Source organism: Streptomyces sp. NPDC051207, assembly GCF_040682395.1.
GTDB lineage: Bacteria > Actinomycetota > Actinomycetes > Streptomycetales > Streptomycetaceae > Streptomyces.
In genome coordinates this window covers 127,680-146,911 of record NZ_JBFBAX010000013.1, presented here as the reverse complement: position 1 = coordinate 146,911, position 19,232 = coordinate 127,680, and the positions used below count along the sequence as shown (strand labels likewise).

The 19,232-nt window shown below is 73.3% G+C and carries 17 protein-coding genes and 1 pseudogene; 10 read left to right on the top strand and 8 right to left on the bottom strand.

Annotated features, from left to right (window positions below):
- Positions 1-55: 55 nt before the first annotated feature.
- From AB0M97_RS15920 to AB0M97_RS15900, 5 genes and pseudogenes are all read left to right on the top strand, one after another.
- On the top strand, positions 56-1,294 hold the full coding sequence (locus tag AB0M97_RS15920) for a MurT ligase domain-containing protein (RefSeq protein WP_365961441.1): 1,239 nt from the start codon (positions 56-58) through the stop codon (positions 1,292-1,294).
- A gap of 23 nt (positions 1,295-1,317) precedes the next feature.
- Complete coding sequence (locus AB0M97_RS15915) at positions 1,318-2,046, top strand: glutamine amidotransferase (protein ID WP_365961440.1); 729 nt, start codon at positions 1,318-1,320, stop codon at positions 2,044-2,046.
- A gap of 190 nt (positions 2,047-2,236) precedes the next feature.
- A complete protein-coding gene (locus AB0M97_RS15910) occupies positions 2,237-3,262 on the top strand; it encodes a 6-phosphofructokinase (RefSeq protein ID WP_365961439.1) in 1,026 nt (341 codons plus the stop codon).
- A gap of 142 nt (positions 3,263-3,404) precedes the next feature.
- On the top strand, positions 3,405-4,355 hold the full coding sequence (locus AB0M97_RS15905) for a cytochrome c oxidase assembly protein (protein WP_365961438.1): 951 nt from the start codon (positions 3,405-3,407) through the stop codon (positions 4,353-4,355).
- Positions 4,283-4,603 (top strand): annotated as a pseudogene (locus AB0M97_RS15900) (hypothetical protein); the annotation flags it as partial. The gene AB0M97_RS15905 and the pseudogene AB0M97_RS15900, both read left to right, overlap by 73 nt.
- Positions 4,604-4,630: 27 nt before the next feature.
- Here the strand turns inward: AB0M97_RS15900 and AB0M97_RS15895 are convergent.
- Genes AB0M97_RS15895 through AB0M97_RS15880 form a run of 4 tightly spaced genes read right to left on the bottom strand, consistent with a single transcriptional unit; the run spans position 4,631 to position 8,696 of the window.
- A complete protein-coding gene (locus AB0M97_RS15895) occupies positions 4,631-5,833 on the bottom strand; it encodes a histidine kinase (RefSeq protein WP_365961437.1) in 1,203 nt (400 codons plus the stop codon).
- Positions 5,830-7,557 (bottom strand): cation acetate symporter, encoded by a 1,728-nt coding sequence (locus AB0M97_RS15890; protein WP_365961436.1) that lies wholly within the window; start codon positions 7,555-7,557, stop codon positions 5,830-5,832. The genes AB0M97_RS15895 and AB0M97_RS15890 overlap by 4 nt, the downstream gene beginning before the upstream one ends.
- Positions 7,558-7,570: 13 nt before the next feature.
- Entirely contained in the window at positions 7,571-7,930 is a 360-nt protein-coding gene (locus AB0M97_RS15885) for a hypothetical protein (protein WP_365961435.1), read from the bottom strand.
- Positions 7,931-7,940: 10 nt separating this feature from the next.
- Positions 7,941-8,696: a LytTR family DNA-binding domain-containing protein gene (locus tag AB0M97_RS15880; protein ID WP_365961434.1), complete on the bottom strand. Its 756-nt coding sequence runs from the start codon at positions 8,694-8,696 to the stop codon at positions 7,941-7,943.
- Positions 8,697-8,796: 100 nt separating this feature from the next.
- On the opposite strand from AB0M97_RS15880, the gene AB0M97_RS15875 reads away from it, so the two are divergent.
- The 5 genes from AB0M97_RS15875 to AB0M97_RS15855 all read left to right on the top strand — a co-directional run bounded on the left by AB0M97_RS15875 (position 8,797) and on the right by AB0M97_RS15855 (position 15,121).
- Complete coding sequence (locus AB0M97_RS15875) at positions 8,797-9,312, top strand: Lrp/AsnC family transcriptional regulator (RefSeq protein ID WP_365961433.1); 516 nt, start codon at positions 8,797-8,799, stop codon at positions 9,310-9,312.
- Between the two features lie 123 nt (positions 9,313-9,435).
- Entirely contained in the window at positions 9,436-10,266 is an 831-nt protein-coding gene (gene ddaH, locus AB0M97_RS15870) for a dimethylargininase (RefSeq protein ID WP_365961432.1), read from the top strand.
- Positions 10,263-11,486, top strand: coding sequence for an ornithine--oxo-acid transaminase (rocD, locus tag AB0M97_RS15865; RefSeq protein ID WP_365961431.1), 1,224 nt, complete (start codon positions 10,263-10,265; stop codon positions 11,484-11,486). The genes ddaH and rocD overlap by 4 nt, the downstream gene beginning before the upstream one ends.
- Before the next feature lie 241 nt (positions 11,487-11,727).
- Entirely contained in the window at positions 11,728-14,181 is a 2,454-nt protein-coding gene (locus AB0M97_RS15860; protein WP_365961430.1) for a SpoIIE family protein phosphatase, read from the top strand.
- 202 nt (positions 14,182-14,383) lie between these two features.
- Positions 14,384-15,121 (top strand): lysophospholipid acyltransferase family protein, encoded by a 738-nt coding sequence (locus AB0M97_RS15855; protein ID WP_365961429.1) that lies wholly within the window; start codon positions 14,384-14,386, stop codon positions 15,119-15,121.
- Positions 15,122-15,197: 76 nt separating this feature from the next.
- On the opposite strand, the gene AB0M97_RS15850 is transcribed toward AB0M97_RS15855, so the two are convergent.
- The 4 genes from AB0M97_RS15850 to AB0M97_RS15835 all read right to left on the bottom strand — a co-directional run bounded on the left by AB0M97_RS15850 (position 15,198) and on the right by AB0M97_RS15835 (position 19,227).
- Complete coding sequence (locus AB0M97_RS15850; protein ID WP_365961428.1) at positions 15,198-16,802, bottom strand: alpha/beta hydrolase; 1,605 nt, start codon at positions 16,800-16,802, stop codon at positions 15,198-15,200.
- A gap of 148 nt (positions 16,803-16,950) precedes the next feature.
- Positions 16,951-17,718, bottom strand: a complete 768-nt coding sequence (locus AB0M97_RS15845; protein WP_365961427.1) for an urease accessory protein UreD — start codon at positions 17,716-17,718, stop codon at positions 16,951-16,953.
- Positions 17,706-18,389 (bottom strand): urease accessory protein UreG, encoded by a 684-nt coding sequence (gene ureG, locus AB0M97_RS15840; RefSeq protein ID WP_365961426.1) that lies wholly within the window; start codon positions 18,387-18,389, stop codon positions 17,706-17,708. Before ureG ends, AB0M97_RS15845 begins: the two co-directional genes overlap by 13 nt.
- A gap of 163 nt (positions 18,390-18,552) precedes the next feature.
- Positions 18,553-19,227 carry an urease accessory UreF family protein gene (locus tag AB0M97_RS15835; protein ID WP_365961425.1) on the bottom strand — a complete coding sequence of 225 codons (675 nt, stop codon included), beginning with the start codon at positions 19,225-19,227 and terminating at the stop codon, positions 18,553-18,555.
- Positions 19,228-19,232 lie beyond the last annotated feature (5 nt).

Here is a 19,232-nt window from a genome sequence, read left to right as displayed (position 1 = left end):
CCACGTTGCCGTCAGGCCACAGGCGCGGCGCGTACGCAAGGAGGATCGAGAACTGATGGCAGGCAACTCGGACCCGCTCACGCCGCGGGCCAAGCTGGCCGTGACAGCGGGCAAGGCGGTCGCGGCGGCATCGCGCGCCGCGGGGCGCGGCAGCGGTTCGGTGATCGGCGGCCGGGTGGCTCTCAAGCTCGACCCCGACCTCCTCGCCCGGCTCGCCCAGAACCTGGACGTCGTCCTGGTCTCGGCGACCAACGGCAAGACCACCACCACCCGGCTCATCGCCGAGGCCCTGCGCGCGGCGGGCCCGGTCGTCTCCAACGCGCTCGGCGCGAACATGCCCGCCGGCATCACCTCGGCCCTGGCCGGCAACTCGGACGCCCGGTACGGCGTCATCGAGGTCGACGAGAAGTACCTGGCGGGTGTCGCCCGGGACACCGACCCGAAGTGCATCGCCCTGCTGAACCTCTCCCGCGACCAGCTCGACCGCGCCGCCGAGACCCGCATGCTCGCCGAGAACTGGCGCGAGGGCCTGGCCGGTTCGAAGGCCGTCGTCGTGGCCAACTGCGACGACCCGCTGGTGGTGTGGGCCGCGTCCTCCTCCCCCAACGTGATCTGGGTGGCCGCCGGGCAGATGTGGAAGGACGACGCCTGGTCCTGCCCGTCCTGCGGCGGTGTGATGCAGCGCCCCGGCGACGACTGGTTCTGCGGCGAGTGCGGCTTCCGCCGGCCCACCCCCACCTGGGCGCTGTCCGGCGACCACGTCCTCGACCCGCACGGCTCGGCCTGGCCGATCCACCTCCAGCTGCCGGGCCGCGCCAACAAGGCCAACGCCACCTCCTCGGCCGCCGTCGCCGCCGTGTTCGGGGTGCCGCCGCAGGTCGCCCTGGAGCGCATGTACCAGGTGCAGGCGGTCGCCGGCCGCTACGACGTCGTGCAGTTCCAGGGCCGCGACCTGCGGCTGCTGCTGGCGAAGAACCCGGCCGGCTGGCTGGAGACGTTCTCCCTGATCGACCCGCCGCCCACCCCGGTGGTCCTGTCGGTCAACGCGCGCGCCGCCGACGGCACCGACACCTCCTGGCTGTGGGACGTCGACTACACGCGTCTGACCGGCCACCCGATCTTCGTGGTCGGCGACCGCAAGCTGGACCTCGCGGTGCGCCTGGAGGTCGCCAACCAGCACTTCCAGGTGTGCGAGAACCTCGACCAGGCGGTCCAGACGTGCCCGCCGGGCCGGATCGAGGTCATCGCCAACTACACCGCCTTCCAGGACCTGCGCCGCCGCGTCGGCAACTGACGCAAGCAGAGGACAGTGACTTCATGAGCGACAACAGCCTGCGGCTCGTCTGGATCTACCCGGACCTGCTCAGCACCTACGGTGACCAGGGCAACGCCCTCGTCGTGGAGCGCCGGGCCCGCCAGCGCGGCCTCGACGTGGCCCGGCTCGACGTGCGCAGCGACCAGCCGATCCCCACGTCCGGCGACATCTACCTGATCGGCGGCGGCGAGGACCGGCCGCAGCGGCTCGCGGCCGAGCGGCTGCGCCGCGACGGCGGCCTGTACCGGGCGGTGGAGAACGGCGCGATCGTGTTCTCGGTGTGCGCCGGCTACCAGATCCTCGGCCACGAGTTCATCAACGACCTCGGCCAGCGCGAGCCCGGCCTCGGCCTGCTCGACGTGGTCTCGGCGCGCGGCGAGGGCGCCCGCTGCGTCGGTGACGTCCTCGGGGACATCGACCCGCGCCTCGGCCTGCCCCCGCTGACCGGCTTCGAGAACCACCAGGGCGTCACCCACCTCGGCCCCTCGGCCCGCCCGCTGGCGCGCGTGCGGTTCGGCAACGGCAACGGCACGGGCGACGGCACGGAGGGCGCGTACAACGACACGGTGTTCGGCACGTACATGCACGGCCCGGTGCTGGCCCGCAACCCGCTGATCGCGGACCTGCTGCTGAAGCTGGCGCTCGACGTGAACGCCCTGCCGCCGGTCGACGACCACTGGTACGAGGCGCTGCGCAACGAGCGCATCGCCGCCGCCCAGCAGCCCGCGTGAGCCCGGCGTACACCGCCCGGACGGCTCCCGGCAACCGGCCCGTCTGACGCCCCTTCCGCACAGGTGAGCGGGGCCGTCCAGCAGGCGGACGCGTGCTTCGGCCCCGCCCCCCGATGCCGCTAGGGTGGCGGGGATTCGAGCCGGACAGCGTGGTCCGGGTCCGGCCCACGTCGAGAAGGTATTTCGGGCTATGCGCATTGGTGTCCTCACGTCCGGCGGCGACTGTCCCGGCCTGAACGCCGTCATCCGGTCCGTCGTGCACCGTGCCGTGGCCGACCACGGCGACGAGGTCATTGGTTTCCGGGACGGCTGGAAAGGCCTCCTGGAGTGCGACTACCTCAAGCTCGACCTCGACGCGGTGGGCGGCATCCTGGCCCGCGGCGGCACCATCCTCGGCTCCTCCCGGGTCCGCCCCGAGCACCTGCGGGACGGTGTGGAGCGGGCCCGCGGGCACGTGGCGGAGCTGGGCCTCGACGCGATCATCCCGATCGGGGGCGAGGGCACGCTGAAGGCGGCCCGGCTGCTGTCCGACAACGGACTGCCGATCGTGGGCGTGCCGAAGACCATCGACAACGACATCGCCGGAACGGACGTGACCTTCGGCTTCGACACGGCCGTCACCGTGGCGACCGAGGCCCTGGACCGGCTGAAGACCACCGCCGAGTCCCACCAGCGCGTACTGATCGTGGAGGTCATGGGCCGCCACACCGGCTGGATCGCGCTGCACTCCGGCATGGCGGCCGGCGCGCACGCCGTGGTCGTGCCGGAGCGGCCCTTCGACATCGACGAGTTGACCGCCAAGGTCGGCGAGCGGTTCTCGGCGGGCAAGCGCTTCGCGATCGTGGTCGCCGCGGAGGGGGCCAAGCCGAGGGCGGGCAGCATGGACTTCGACGAGGGCGGCAAGGACATCTACGGCCACGAGCGGTTCGCCGGGATAGCCCGTCAGCTCTCCCTGGAGCTGGAGCGGCGCCTCGGCAAGGAGGCCCGGCCGGTGATCCTCGGGCATGTGCAGCGGGGCGGTACGCCGACCGCGTACGACCGGGTGCTGGCGACGCGGTTCGGGTGGCATGCCGTGGAGGCGGTGCACCGGGGGGAATTCGGGCGGATGACGGCCCTGCGCGGCACCGACATCGTGATGGTGCCGCTGGCGGAGGCGGTGGAGACGCTCAAGACGGTGCCGCAGCAGCGGTACGACGAGGCGGAGTGCGTGCTGTAGGGGAGTCCTGCTTCACCGCCGTCGTGGCCGATCGCGCCGTTCCTCGCGCCCCTGGCCGGCTCTGCCGCCCCCGGTCGCAGGTGTGGCCGGGGGCGGTCTTACCCTGGTCCGGTACTTACCCCCACGTATCAGGAGCCGGCGGATGGAGCACAGCGGGCACGGCATGGTCATGGATCTGCCGCCGTTCACGCTGGGGCGCGGGCTTCAGTGGTCGGCGGACCCGTTCTTCCTGGTCGCCTGTCTGCTGGGGCTCGCGCTGTACGGGTGGGGGGTCGCCCGGCTGACGCGGCGCGGCGACAGGTGGCCGGTCGGGCGGACGGTGGCGTACGTCGCCGGTGTGCTGTCCGTCGCGCTCGTGATGTGCACCCGGCTCAACGACTACGGCATGGTCATGTTCAGCGTGCACATGGTGCAGCACATGGTCATCAGCATGCTGTCACCGATCCTGATCCTGCTCGGCGCCCCGATCACGCTGGCGCTGCGGACGCTGCCTCCGGCCGTGCGCGGTCACAAGGGTCCGCGCGAGCTGCTGCTGATGCTGCTGCACAGCCGCTACATGAAGATCGTCACGCACCCCGTGTTCACGATCCCGCTGTTCATCGCGAGCCTGTACGCCCTGTACTTCACCCCGCTGTTCGACTTCCTGATGGGCTCGCAGACGGGCCACACCGCGATGATGGTGCACTTCCTCGCCGTCGGCCTGGTGTTCTTCTGGCCGATCATGGGCGTGGACCCGGGCCCGAACCGGCCGGGCCACCTGATGCGGATGCTGGAGTTGTTCGCGGGGATGCCCTTCCACGCGTTCTTCGGCATCGCCCTGATGATGGCCTCGACGCCCATGGTGGAGACGTTCCGCGACCCGCCCGCCTCCCTCGGCATCGACGCCCTGTCCGACCAGAACGCGGCCGGCGGCATCGCCTGGGCGTTCAGTGAGATCCCCTCCGTGCTCGTGCTGATCGCGCTGCTGTTCCAGTGGTACGCCTCCGACCAGCGGCAGGCCAAGCGCAAGGACCGGGCAGCCGACCGCGACGGCGACCAGGAGCTGGAGGCGTACAACGCCTACCTGGCGTCGCTGAACGCGCGCGGCGACTGAGGTCTGTGCGTCGTTCCCGATCCCTAATCGCGCCGGAACGGGGCACCATGGAGGGAACGGACCATGAGGAGGGTGTTGCGATGCCCGGTTCCACGGACAGCTCCACGAAGACGATGGGGGTGCTCACCGTCGGCGGTCTCGTGATGGTGACCGCCTACACGGTGGCTCTCGGCAGCAATGGATGGCTGTGGTTCGGCTGGGTCGTCCTCGGCCTGCTCACGCTGGGCATGGTCCTCAGCCGCGGGTGAGCGCACCGGCGGTCCGCCTGCCGGGGTTCACTGGGCGAGCCGCCCGGCCGAGTGCACGCCGGGCTGATACTTCGGCAGGCGGATGGTGATCTTCATACCGGCTCCGACCGCGGTCTCGATGACGAGGCCGTGATCGTCGCCGTAGACCTGGCGGAGCCGGTCGTCGACGTTGGACAGTCCGATGCCGCCGGACGGGCTGATCTCACCGGCGAGGATGCGGCGCAGCAGGCCGGGGTGCATTCCGGCACCGTCGTCCTCGATGACGACGAGTGCCTCGGCGCCCGCGTCCTGCGCGGTGATCTGGATGTGGCACGTGTCCGACTTGCCCTCCAGGCCGTGCTTGACGGCGTTCTCCACCAGCGGCTGCAGGCACAGGAACGGCAGCGTGACCGGCAGCACCTCGGGCGCGATCTGCAGGGTGACGGCGAGGCGGTCGCCGAAGCGTGCCCGCACCAGGGCCAGGTAGTGGTCGATGGCGTGCAGCTCGTCGGCGAGGGTGGTGAAGTCGCCGTGCCGGCGGAACGAGTAGCGGGTGAAGTCGGCGAACTCCAGCAGCAGCTCGCGGGCCCGCTCGGGGTCGGTGCGCACGAAGGACGCGATCACCGCGAGCGAGTTGAAGATGAAGTGCGGGGAGATCTGGGCGCGCAGGGCCTTGATCTCCGCCTCGATGAGCCGGGTGCGGGACTGGTCGAGGTCGGCCAGTTCGAGCTGGACCGACACCCAGCGGGCGACCTCCCCGGCGGCGCGGACGAGGACGGCGGACTCGCGGGGCGCGCAGGCGACGAGCGCGCCGTGCACCCGGTCGTCCACGGTGAGGGGCGCGACCACGGCCCAGCGCACCGAGCAGTCGGGGGTGTCGCAGGTCAGCGGGAAGGCCTCGCCGCGGCCGGTCTCCAGGGGTCCGGCGAGTCGTTCCATGATCTCGGAGCGGTGGTGGTCGCCCACCCCGTCCCAGACCAGCACCTCCTTGAGGTCGGCCAGGCACAGCGCGTCCGTGCCGAGCAGTGAGCGCAGCTTGCGGGCGGATTTGCGGGCGGTCTCCTCGGTCAGTCCGGCGCGCAGCGGGGGCGCGGCGAGGGAGGCGGTGTGCAGGGTCTGGAAGGTGGCGTGCTCGACAGGGCTGCCCAGCCCGGCGAGGTTCGCGGGGCGGGCGGTGCGGCGGCCCAGCCAGAAACCGGCGGCCAGCAGCGGGAGCACGGCCACGCACAGGCCGGCCACGAATCCGCTCACGGCGACACCTCCGTCCGCAGTTCCTCGGGCAGGTGGAACCGCGCGAGGATCGATTCCGTTCCGGTCGGGACCCGGCCGGGCGTGGCGAGTGACACCAGCACCATGGTGAGGAAGCCCAGCGGCACCGACCACAGCGCCGGCCAGGCCAGCAGGGCGTGCAGGGTGCCGCCGCCGGGCAGTCCCGCCATGGTCGCGGCGACGGCGAGCAGTGCGGAGCCGCCGCCCACCAGCATGCCGGCGGCGGCGCCCGGCGGGGTCAGCCGGCGCCACCAGATGCCGAGCACGAGCAGCGGGCAGAACGACGACGCGGACACGGCAAAGGCGAGTCCGACGGCGTCGGCGACGGGCAGCCCGCCGACGATGACGCTCGCGGCGAGCGGCACGGCCATGGCGAGGACCGTGCCGAGCCGGAAGTGCCGGACGTGGAACTGGCGTACGCCCCAGGACGGCAGGACGTCCTGGGTGAGGACGCCGGCCACGGCCATGGTCAGTCCGGAGGCCGTGGACAGGAACGCGGCGAAGGCGCCGCCCGCCACCAGGGCGCCCAGCAGATCGCCGCCGAGTCCGCCGATCACCCGGTCGGGCAGCAGCAGGACGGCGGCGTCCGCGTCACCGGTGAGGGCCAGCTCGGGCGCGTAGAGGCGGCCGAGGGCGCCGTAGACGGGCGGCAGCAGGTAGAACGCGCCGACCAGGCCGAGCACGGCGACGGTGGTGCGGCGGGCGGCGACGCCGTGCGGGCTGGTGTAGAAGCGGACGACGACGTGCGGCAGGCCCATGGTGCCGAGGAACGTGGCGAGGATCAGTCCGTACGTGGCGTACAGGGGACGTTCGGTGCGGCTCTCGGCGCGCGACGGCGACAGCGCGTCGTCGGCGCCGCGGCGGGTCTCGGGGACGGGGGTGCCCTCGGTGAAGGTCAGCCGGGTGCCGCCGTCGATGCGGTGGGTTCCGGCGGGCAGGCTCACCCGGGTGCCGTCGTGGGTGCGGCCGTCGACGGTGCCGGTCACGGTGACGGTAAGCGGCTTGTCGAGCCTCATCTCCAGGCTGTCCTCGACGCGGACGACGCGCTGCTCGCGGAACGTGGCCGGTTCGTCGAAGGCCTCGCGCGGGGCGCCGTCGGCCTGCCAGGCCAGGACGAGGAAGAGGGCGGGCACGAGCAGGGCGGTGAGTTTGAGCCAGTACTGGAAGGCCTGCACGAAGGTGATGCTGCGCATGCCTCCGGCGGCGACCGTGGCGGTGACGACGACGGCGACGATCACTCCGCCGAGCGAGTCGGGTGCCCCGGTCAGCACCGCCAGGGTCAGTCCGGCGCCCTGGAGCTGCGGCAGCAGGTAGAGCCAGCCGACGCCGACGACGAAGGCGCCCGCGAGTCGCCGTACGGCCTGGGAGGCGAGCCTGGCCTCGGCGAAGTCGGGCAGCGTGTAGGCGCCGGAGCGGCGCAACGGGGCGGCGACGAACAGCAGCAGCAGGAGGTATCCGGCGGTGTAGCCGACCGGGTACCAGAGCATGTCGGGGCCCTGGACGAGGACGAGTCCGGCGATGCCGAGGAAGGAGGCGGCGGACAGGTACTCGCCGCTGATGGCGGCGGCGTTGAGGCGGGGGCCGACGGTGCGGGAGGCGACGTAGAAGTCGGACGTGGTGCGGGAGATGCGCAGGCCGAAGGCGCCGACGAGGACGGTGGCGACGACGACGAGGGCGACGGCGGGGACGGCATAGCCGGAGTTCATGGGGCGGGCGGGCTCAGCGGTCCTCGACCAGGCGGACGAGGTCGCGTTCGTTGCGCTCGGCGCGGCGGACGTACCAGCGGGCGAGCAGGACCAGGGGCGCGTACAGGCCGAAGCCGAGGACGGCCCATTCCAGGCGGCGCGCGTCGGGGGCCGCCGCGAACGCCAGCGGCAGTGGTCCGACGAGCAGCACGAGCACCGCGAACACGCCGAGCGCGGCGCGCAGCTGGGTGCGCATCAGGGAGCGCACGTAGGTGTGGCCGAGGGTGGTCTGCTCGTCGATCTCGGTGCGTGGCCGGTAGTAGCCGGAGGTGCTGCCCGCGCGGCGGGGCGGGCCGGTGACGACGACGCGGCGTTCGGTGGGGTCCTGGGGCATGGTGCTCCCCCTAGCTCGTGGTGCGGCGCATCAGCAGGTCCCGCAGTTCCCGCGCGTGCCGCCGGCTGACCTGGAGTTCCTCGGTGCCGACGAGGACGCTGACGGTGCCCGCGTCGAGGCGCAGCTCGCCGATGTGGCGCAGGGCGACCAGGTGGCGGCGGTGGATGCGGACGAAGCCGCGGGAGCGCCAGCGCTCCTCCAGGGTGGACAGCGGGATGCGGACGAGGTGGCTGCCCTTGTCGGTGTGGAGGCGGGCGTAGTCGCCCTGGGCCTCGACGTGGGTGATCTCGTCGACGGGCACGAAGCGGGTGACGCCGCCCAGCTCGACGGGCATGTGGTCGGGGTCGGGTTCGTGGACGGGGATGCGCGGGGCGGCGCCGCGCTGTTCGGCGGCGCGGCGCACGGCCTCGGCGAGGCGTTCCTTGCGGACCGGTTTCAGCACGTAGTCGACGGCCTTGAGGTCGAAGGCCTGCACGGCGAAGTCCTCGTGCGCGGTGACGAACACGACGAGCGGCGGCTGCGCGAAGCCGGTCAGCAGCCGGGCGAGGTCGAGGCCGTCGAGGCCGGGCATCTGGATGTCGAGGAAGACGACGTCGATCGCCTCGGGGCCGTCGGGCCCGGACTCCAGCGCGCGGTTGATGCGGCGCAGCGCCTCGGTCGCGTCGCCGGCGCCCTCCGCACTGCCGATGCGCGGATCGGAGTTGAGCAGGTACAGCAGCTCCTCCAGCGAGGGGCGCTCGTCGTCGACAGCCAGGGCGCGCAGCATGAACGTGGAGTGTAGGTGCTTTCCGGACGTCTGCACACGGTCCGGCATGGGCGTTTTCTCTGCATACGGCGTTCGGGGCGGCGGTGGATACAGTGCGGCCATGAACAGTGGGCCCACGCCGTTCGACGAGCTCGACCGGAAGATCATCACCGCTTTGATGGCGAACGCCAGGACGAGCTTCGCCGAGATCGGCGCGTCCGTCGGGCTGTCCTCGACGGCGGTGAAGCGCCGGGTGGACCGGCTGCGCGACACGGGCGTGATCACCGGGTTCACGGCGACGGTGGAGCCGTCGGCGCTGGGCTGGCGCACGGAGGCGTACGTGGAGGTGTACTGCGAGGGGGCGGCGCCGCCGCGGCGGCTGGCGGAGGTGGTGCGCAACCATCCGGAGATCACCGCGGCGATGACGGTGACGGGGGGCGCGGACGCGCTGCTGCACGTGCGGGCGCGGGACGTGGAGCACTTCGAGGAGGTGCTGGAGCGGATCCGCGCGGAGCCGTTCATCCGCAAGACGATCAGCGTGATGGTGCTGTCCCACCTCCTCCCGGAGAGCCCGGAGGCGGGCGCCAGCCACCCGGCACCGGACGAGCCGTCAGGCGGCGCAGCGAACCTGCGTTGAGGGCCGGAATTACGCAGCGATCCTGCGTCGACGCGCAGTCTTTATTCCTTGTCGCCCGTCGGGCCCGCTTCCTACCGTGGTGTCAACCCTGACTCGACACCCAGGAAGCGGAGGAACCCCTCTGTGCCCGGAACCCGTGTGCCGCGCCGGCGGCGCTTCCTAGTCTGCGAACCCAGACACTTCGCCGTGCAGTACGCGATCAACCCCTGGATGCGTCCCGACGCCCCGGTCGACGTGGGCCGGGCCCACGCCCAGTGGCGGACCCTCATCGACGTCTACCGCGACCACGGACACACCGTGGAGACCGTGGCGCCGGTGCCGGGACTGCCCGACATGGTCTTCGCCGCGAACGCCGCGGTCGTCGTCGGCGGCCGTGTCTTCGGCTCCCTCTTCCACGCGCCCGAGCGCCGTCCCGAGTCCGTGCCGTACGAGGCGTGGTTCAAGGCGGCGGGCTTCGAGGTCTACCACCCCGAGTCCGTGTGCGAGGGCGAGGGCGACCTCGTCCCCGCGGGCCGGTGGATCCTGGCCGGCACGGGCTTCCGCACCACCCGCGAGGCGCACCGGGAGGTGCAGGAGTACTTCGGCGTGCCGGTGATCGGCCTGACGCTGGTGGACCCGTACTTTTACCATCTGGACACCGCGCTGTTCGTCCTCGAGGAGGGCGGCGACGGCGGGGACGGGAACATCGCCTACTACCCGGAGGCGTTCTCGCCCGGCAGCCGTGAGGTGCTCGCCCGGCTCTACCCCGACGCGGTGATCGCCACGCGTGAGGACGCGATGGCGTTCGGGCTCAACTCCGTCTCCGACGGTCGTCATGTCTTCGTCTCGCCGGGGGCGACCGCCCTCATCGCCGAGCTCGCCGAGCGCGGTTACGTTCCCGTCCCCGTCGACCTGTCCGAGTTCCGGAAGGCAGGCGGCGGCATCAAGTGCTGCACCCAGGAGATCCGCTCATGACCGCTCCCGTCCACACCCGTTCCTCCGCCGACCTGATCCGGGCCGAGGAACCGGTCCTGGCGCACAACTACCACCCGCTGCCCGTGGTGGTGGCCCGTGCCGAGGGTGCCTGGGTGGAGGACGTCGAGGGGCGCCGGTACCTCGACATGCTGGCCGGTTACTCGGCGCTCAACTTCGGCCACCGCCACCCGGCGCTGGTGGCGGCCGCGCACCGCCAGCTCGACCGGCTGACGCTGACCTCGCGCGCCTTCCACAACGATCAGCTGGCCGGGTTCGCCGAGCGGCTCACGGCGCTGACCGGCACGGACATGGTGCTGCCGATGAACACCGGCGCCGAGGCCGTGGAGAGCGGCGTCAAGGTGGCCCGCAAGTGGGCCTACGAGGTGAAGGGCGTCCCCGCCGACCGGGCGACGATCGTGGTGGCGGCGGACAACTTCCACGGCCGTACGACGACGATCGTCAGCTTCTCCACGGACGAGACGGCACGGGCGGGCTTCGGGCCGTTCACGCCGGGCTTCCGGATCGTGCCGTACAACGACCTGGCCGCGCTGGAGGCGGCGATCGACGAGACGACGGCGGCCGTGCTCATCGAGCCCATCCAGGGCGAGGCCGGTGTGCTGATCCCGGACGACGGCTATCTGGCCGGGGTGCGCGAGGTGACCCGCCGCGCGGGGTGCCTGTTCGTCGCGGACGAGATCCAGTCGGGGCTCGGGCGGACGGGCCGCACGCTGGCCGTCGAGCACGAGTCGGTCGTCCCGGACGTCGTGCTGCTCGGCAAGGCGCTGGGCGGCGGGATCGTGCCGGTGTCGGCGGTGGTCGGGCGCCGGGACGTGCTCGGGGTGCTGCGGCCGGGCGAGCACGGCTCGACGTTCGGCGGCAATCCGCTGGCCGCCGCCGTCGGCACGGCCGTGGTGGAACTGCTGGAGACCGGGGAGTTCCAGCGCCGGGCGGACGAACTGGGCGTGCTGCTGCGCGACGGCCTGTCCCGCCTGGCCGGCAAGGGCGTCGTCGGCTTCCGCTCCCGGGGCCTGTGGGCGGGCGTCGACGTCGACCCGGCCATCGGCACGGGCCGCGAGGTCAGCGAACGCCTGATGCGCGAGGGAATCCTGGTCAAGGACACCCACGGCTCCACCATCCGCCTGGCACCGCCGCTGACCATCACGGCGGAGGAGCTCCAGGGGGCGCTGGGGACGCTGGAGAAGGTGCTGGCCGAGGGCTGAGGCCGACGGGGTCCGGGTCCGGGCCCGCGCGCGGTACCGGTGGGCGGTGGACTCCGGGGCCCGGTCCGGGCCCCGGAGTCCACCGGGCCCAGCCCGCGCCCCGAACCCCCGCCGCTCCGCCCCAACCGCACCACCCCACCCCTCCCCCGACCTGCCCCGTCCAGTCCGGCCCCCTGCGGACGTATGGGTCAAGATGGGGACAAGTGGTGGTAGACCACTCTCCGCGACAGAGAGGTCGGCCGTGGGCAGCTACGAGGAGCGCGACGTGGCCCGGCAGCGGTTCGACGTGGCCGATGCCGCGCCCCTGCTGCTCGACGCCCGGGGCGTGGTGACGAGCTGGACCAGGAACGCCGAGGCGCTCCTGGCGTACCCCGCGTCCGAGGCGGTGGGCACCGGCCTGGCCGCCCTGCTGGCCGAGCCGGACGCCCGCCGGGTGCCGGACCTCGTGGAGCGCTGGCGCAGGGACGGCGGCTGGGCGGGCCTGCTGACCGCGCGCCGCAAGGACGGCAGCCCGGTGAGGATCATGGCCCGGATCACCTCCGCGCTGGGCGGCGGCCCCGCGCGCTGGCTGGTGCTGCTGTCGGAGCTGGCGGACGCCCCCGGCTGGGACATGAGCCGCACGATGCTGGAGCAGATGGTCACCGGTTCCCCGGTGGGGATAGCGATCGTCGACACGGACCTGCGCTTCGTGTGGTCCAACGCCGCCCTGGAGCAGTTCGGCGGCGGCCCGGCCCAGGACCGCCTCGGGCTGCGGCTCGCCGACATCCAGCCGGGCGTCGACTCGGAGTCGATCGAGGCGCAGATGCGGCACGTGCTGACCACCGGCGAGCCGCTCGTCGGCTACGAGCACGTCGGCCGCGTCAGGTCCGCCCCGCACCGCGAGACGGCGCACATGATGTCGTTCATCCGTCTGGAGGACGACGAGGGCCACCCGACGGGCGTGTACTACACGGTCGTCGACGTCACCGAACGCCACCGCGCCCGCCAGCGGCTCGCCCTGCTGGACCGCGCGGGCCGGCACATCGGCCGCAGCCTGGACATCACCCGGACCGCGCAGGAACTGGCCGACGTGGCCGTGCCGGGGCTCGCCGACTTCGTCGCCGTGGACCTGCTGGAGTCGGTGGTGCGCGGCGCCGAAATCGCGCCGGTCACGGCCACCGACGCGCTACGGCTGCGGCGCGCGGGACAGCAGCGGACGGCGCACGGCGACGGCCCGTGGGTGCTCCTGAAGACCGGCGGGGTGGTGTCCTACCCGGCGGGATCCCCGCCGGTGCGCTGTCTGGCCTCGGGCCTGTCCTGGCGCGAGGAGCGCCTCGACCCGCTCGCCCGCGACTGGACCACGCCCCCCTCGGACGACCGGTCCGCCACGTCCCCGGAACCGGCCCCGCTCAGCGCGATGACCGTGCCGCTGCGCGCCCGCGGCACCACCCTCGGCGTCACCACCTTCTTCCGCTGCCGCCACCGGGAGCCCTTCGACCGGGAGGACGTGCAACTGGCCGAGGACCTCGTCTCGCGGGCCGCCGTCTGCGTCGACAACGCCCGGCGCTACAGCCGTGAGCGCGACGCCGCCCTGGTCCTGCAGCGCAGCCTGCTCCCGCACCGGCTGCCCGAGCAGGACGCGGTGGAGGTCGCCGCCTGCTACCGCCCTGCCGACGAGCTGACCGGCCTCGGCGGCGACTGGTACGACCTCGTTCCGCTGTCCGGGGCGCGTGTCGCCCTCGTCGTGGGCGAGGTGCCCGGGCACGGCATCGGGGCCGCCGCGGCGATGGGCAGGCTGCGCACCGCCGTGCGGACGCTCGCCGCGCTGGACCTGCCGCCCGAGGAGGTCCTCGCCCACCTGGACGACCTGGTGGCCCGGTCGGCGCACGAGGAGGGCATCGAGATGTACTCAGCGGGCGGCGACAGCACCGTGTCCGTCGGCTCCGGGTGCGTGTACGTCGTCTACGACCCGGTGGACGGCCGGTGCGCCATGGCCGCCGCGGGGCATCCCGCGCCGGTGGTCGTGGCGCCCGACGGCGCGGTCACGCTGGTGGAGATGGCGCAGGGGCCGCCGCTCGGCGCGGGCGGGCCGCCGTTCGAGTCGGTCGAGATGGCCATGGAGGAGGGCAGCACGCTCGTCCTCTACACCGACGGGCTGCTGGCCCGCGCGGGCGCCTGGCAGGCCGGCGCCGACCACAACCGGCTGCGCGAGGCCCTGGAGCGGTCGGACGTCCCGCTCGACCTGCACTGCCGGTCCCTGGTGGACGCGCTGGTGCCGGCCCGCCCGCACGACGACGTGGCGCTGCTGATGGCCCGTACCCGGCGGCTCGGCGACGGCCAGGTCGCCGCCTGGGACCTGCCCGCGGACCCGGCGGTCGTGGCCGACGCGCGCCGCAGGGCCGCGCGGCAGCTCGCGCGGTGGGACCTTGACGAGCTGGCGTTCACGACGGAACTGGTGGTGAGCGAGCTGGTCACCAACGCGATCCGGTACTCCGCGGGCCCCATCCGGCTCCGGCTGATCCGCGAACGGGCCCTGATCTGCGAGGTGTTCGACACCGCCGCCACCGCGCCCCATCTGCGGCACCCGCGCACCACCGACGAGGGCGGGCGCGGCCTGCTGCTCGTCTCGCAGGTCACCCAGCGATGGGGCACCCGTTTCGTGTCCGACGGGAAAATCATCTGGGCGGAGCAGCCGCTGACGGACCCTCTGCCGTGATTGCCTGCACGGCGCGGGCCGCGCGGAATCCGTATGCGGGCGAGCCCACCCAGATCGGCCGGAACACGGCGGGCGCGTGGCGCGGCCGGGCGCGGACCGGTTCCGGGCGCCCGTGCCCGCGCCTACACTGACACCCCACGTGTGCCGGTTGACCAGCCAGAACGCGGCGGTTGAGCCGATCGCCAAGTGAGGAGCGCCCCCTTTGTTCTACTACCTGCTCAAGTACGTGCTGCTGGGACCGCTGCTGCGGCTGGTCTTCCGGCCGCGCATCGAGGGCCTGGAACACGTGCCGGCGTCGGGAGCGGCCATCATCGCGGGCAACCACCTGTCGTTCTCGGACCACTTCCTGATGCCGGCGATCCTGAAGCGGCGCATCACCTTCCTGGCGAAGGCCGAGTACTTCACGGGTCCCGGGATCAAGGGCAGGCTGACGGCGGCGTTCTTCCGCAGCGCGGGGCAGATCCCGGTGGACCGGTCGGGCAAGGACGCGGGGCAGGCCGCGATCCGCGAGGGCCTCGGGGTGCTGAGCAAGGACGAGTTGCTGGGCATCTACCCGGAGGGCACGCGCTCGCACGACGGCCGGCTCTACAAGGGCAAGGTCGGCGTCGCGGTGATGGCGCTGAAGGCCGGGGTGCCGGTGGTGCCGTGCGCGATGATCGGCACGTTCGAGGCGCAGCCGCCCGGCAAGAAGGTGCCCCGTATCCGCCCGGTGGCGATCCGCTTCGGCAAGCCCCTGGACTTCTCCCGCTACGAGGGCATGGAGGGCGAGAAGGCCGTCCTGCGCGCCGCCACGGACGAGATCATGTACGCGATCCTGTCGCTGTCGGGGCAGGAGTACGTCGACGAGTACGCGGCCGTCGTGAAGGCGGAGGCGGATGCCGCGCAGAAGGAGGCGCAGGCAGAGCGGGCCCGCAGGTTCCCGCGCGGGCCGCGGAGGTGACCGCGGCGGGCGGACGGAAAGGGCGGCGGGGGTGTGGTTCTCCCCCGCCGCCCCTTCGCGTGGCCCCTGCCGCCGGCTACGGCTTGGGCATGGCGTGCGGCGCGCACGTCACGTCGGCGCCGTCCAGCTTGCCGGTGAGCAGGTAGGCGTCCACCCGCTCGTTGACGCACGGGTTGGTCAGGCCGGTGACGCCGTGGGAGCCCGCGTCCTTCTCGGTGATGAGGCGGGAGCCCTCGAAACGCCGGTGCAGTTCGAGAGCGCCGCCGTACGGGGTGGCGGCATCCCGCTCGGCCTGCACGATGAGGACCAGCGGAAGTCCCTTGCCGGTCCTCACGTTCAGCGGGGTCTGCTGCTTGACCGGCCAGGTCGCGCACGGCAGGTTCATCCAGGCGTTGGCCCACGTCATGAACGGGTGGTCGCGGTGCAGCCGCGTGTTGTCGCGGTCCCAGCGCTGCCAGCTGGTGGGCCACTTGGCGTCGGCGCACTCGACGGCCGTGTAGACGGCGTTGCCGTTCTCCGCGGAGGCGTTGCCCGCGGTGTCGGACAGGTCGGGGGCGGCGGCGTCGACGAGCGCCTGGGTGTCTCCGGCGACGTACTTGCTGAAGACGGTGGCGACCGGCACCCACGAGGAGTCGTAGTACGGGGCGCTCTGGAAGAAGGAGATCAGCTCGGCCGGGCCGACGACCCCGCCGATGGGGTCCTTCTTCGCGGTGGCCCGCAGCTCCAGCCACTTGTCCTGCACCTCGGCGCGGGTGTCGCCGAGGTGGAAGGCGGCGTCGTTGGCGGCGACCCAGTCCTGCCAGTCCTTCCAGCGGCCCTCGAACGCGACGTCCTGGTCGAGGTTGGCCTGGTACCAGATCTTCTCGCGGGACGGGTTGACGACGCTGTCGGCGACCATGCGGCGCACGTGGCCCGGGAACAGGGTGCCGTAGACGGCACCCAGGTAGGTGCCGTAGGAGACGCCGAGGAAGTTGAGCTTCCGCTCGCCGAGGGCGGCGCGGATGACGTCCAGGTCACGCGCGGTGTTCGGCGTGGTCATGTGCGGCAGCATCTCGCCGCTGCGCTCGTAGCAGCCCTCGGCGTACTCGCGGGCCAGCTTGCGCTGGGCGAGCTTGTCGGCCTCCGTGTCGGGCACCGGGTCGGCCTTGGGCGCCTTGACGAACTCCTGCGGGTCGACGCAGGAGATGGGCGCCGACTTGCCGACGCCGCGCGGGTCGAAGCCGACGAAGTCGTAGGCCTTCGCCACGTTGGCCCACAGGGGGTTCTTGGTGACGACCCGGCGCGGGAAGCGCAGGCCGGAGCCGCCCGGTCCGCCCGGGTTGTAGACGAGGGCGCCCTGGCGCTCCGCCTTGGTGCCGGTGTTGCCGACGCGGTCCACGGCGAGCTTGATCTGCTTGCCGTTCGGCTCGGCGTAGTCGAGCGGGACGGTGACCCAGCCGCACTGGATGGGCTTCTCCAGTCCCCAGTCGGCGGGGCAGTCCTGCCAGTCGATGCCGGTCTGCGCCGCGCGTGCCGCCGCGAGGGCGGCGCCGCGGGCCTCACGGTCCTGGCCCTGGCCGGCGGCGGCCGGGCTCGCGCTCGCGGTCGGCGCCGAGACGGCGCCGGCCAGCAGTGCGGCGGTCACGAGCACGCCGGCCGAACCGATGGCGGCCGTCCGCCGGTTCCGTTGTCTCGTCCTCAAGTGGGCCCTCCCCGTACATTCTTGCGGTCAGTACGGGGATCCTCGCGGCAGTGCGATCTCCGGGAACAGGGGTGGCGTGCGTTCTTTGCCAATCCGATAAACGGGCCGGTTTGTTCGGTCGCCGGACTTTTCGCCCGGCATACGGCCGTCAGGCCAGGGACGCCATCGCCTCGTCCAGCAGCCGCCGCAGCCGCAGCGCGTCGGGGGCCGCGGCCGTCACCAGCGCGGCGGGCCCGGCGAGCGGCACCACGGCGGCCCCCTCCGCGAGCACCCGGGCCGTGACCGGCCGCTGTGCGAACTCGGGCCGGACGACGACGAGTTGGCCCACGGCCCGGTGTCCGCCGAGCACGGCGGGCCCGTCCCAGCCGCCCGGCGCGCCAGGTCCGCAGACGAGCTCCTGATCGAGCAGGCACGTTCCGGCCACCCGCACCACGAGACGGCTGCCGAGCCGCCCGGGTTCCTCCCGGGCCCGCCCCAGCACCTGTTCCTCGCGCAGCACGAGCCGGGCCGTCGCGGCGAGGTCCACCCGCGTGGTGACGGCCAGCTCACTGCCCCGCGCGGAGATCAGCTGCTCGGGCAGCCAGTGCAGCTCGCCCCGGTCGCCGACGGTGGCCCGGACGTCGTAGCGGGCCTCGCCTTTGGCCTGTCCCGGCAGCGCGATGGTGGCGGCGGCCGAGCCCACCCGCAGCCGGGCCCCCTCCCCCACCTCGGCCCGCACGGCGAAGCGGTCACCGCCGAGCGGCCCGCTCATCGCACCGACCAGCACGACCCGCGCCTCGGCGGCATCGCCGCGGGTCCGCCGCAGCGCGAGCGGCCCGTCGCTCTCCAGCACCGGCAGACAGGTGCCGCCCCGGCCGTCGTCGCGGGCGGTGATCCGCGCCTCGGCACGCACCCCGGGCACGGTCACGTCCGCCACGCGGCGAGCCGCTCCCGCACCCACGCGGCGACGTCCCGCACGCCCGCCGCGCTGCGCAGCGACTGGAAGACGACCGGCAGCCCGGCCCGCTGCGCCTCGGCGTCGGCGGCCATCCGCGCGAGATCGGAGCCCACGTACGGCGCGAGGTCGGTCTTGTTGACGACGAGCAGGTCGGCGGTCGTCACGCCGGGCCCGCCCTTGCGCGGGATGTCGTCCCCGCCGGCCACGTCGATCACGAAGATCTGCGCGTCGACCAGCCCTCGGGAGAACGTCGCGGTGAGGTTGTCCCCGCCGGACTCCACGAGGATCAGGTCCAGCGGGCCCACCTCGTCCTCCAGGTCCTCGACCGCTTCCAGGTTGGCGGAGATGTCGTCGCGGATGGCGGTGTGCGGGCAGGCACCGGTCTCCACGGCGGTGATCCGCTCGGGCGGCAGCACGGCCTCGCGCAGCAGGAACTCGGCGTCCTCACGCGTATAGATGTCGTTGGTGACGACGGCGAGCGACAACTCGTCGCGCAGCGCCCGGCACAGCGCGGCGACGGTGGCGGTCTTCCCGGACCCGACGGGCCCCCCGAGCCCGATCCGCAGGGCCCGCCGCGCCCCGTCGGGCCGCCGGGCGTCGGCGCCGAGGGCGGCGGGGTCGTGGTGGGTGTGCGCGTGGTCGAGATGCATGGGCAGATCCTGCTTTCTGTGCTGCGCGCTTCTTCACTGCGGCGCGGTGTGCGCCTTCTTGCGGCGCCTTGTCGGCCGGGTCCGGCACCTCCGGCCCGTCCGGCGCTTGAGGACGAGGCCGTCCGGCCGGCACGGGGGCCGGGCGCGGGCGACGGAGTGCGCCCTAGGACGCGAACAACCGCACCGGCCAAGCGGCATGCGCCTCCGCCCCGATCTCCAGCAGCGGCGCCGAGGCCGAAGGCAGCGCTTCGACCCCGGCCGTGGCCGCCTCCCGGGCCGCCGTCACCGCCCGGCCGGCCACGAGGTCCACCTCGGGCGCGAGCCGCGCCAGCACCCGCGTCGCGTCGAACGGATCGAGGCTCAGCAGCCGCACGGTCGCGGTGGCCGGCCCGCTCACGCACTCGTACGCCGCGCAGTACGCCGCGTCGTCGGCCCCGAGCCCCGCCGCCCGCGCGGCGAGCCCGAGCACCACCGGCTGGTGCGCGCCCTTGGGGAACTCCCGCGCCAGCGCGTCGAGTTCGGCGGACGGCCAGGCCGCGCGGGCGGCCCGGGCCAGCTGCCGCCCCAGCCTGCGCGCGGTGACCCGCAGCGCGGGCGACGGCGTCCGGGCGTCCGCGGCCGAGTCCAGCGCGCCGGGTTCGGCGCCGAGCGCGGCGGCGGCGGCCAGCGCGGCCGACACCAGCCCGGCCGTGTGCAGCCGCCCCCGGCAGAAGTCCGCCAGGCTCTCGGCGCCGGTCACCCGACCGGCCCTGACGGCCGCCTCGGCGCCGCCCGAGTGCGCGTGGCCCCCGGCGGGGAAGCGGCCGTCGGCCAGGAGGAGGAGTGCCGCGCGTGACATGGGAC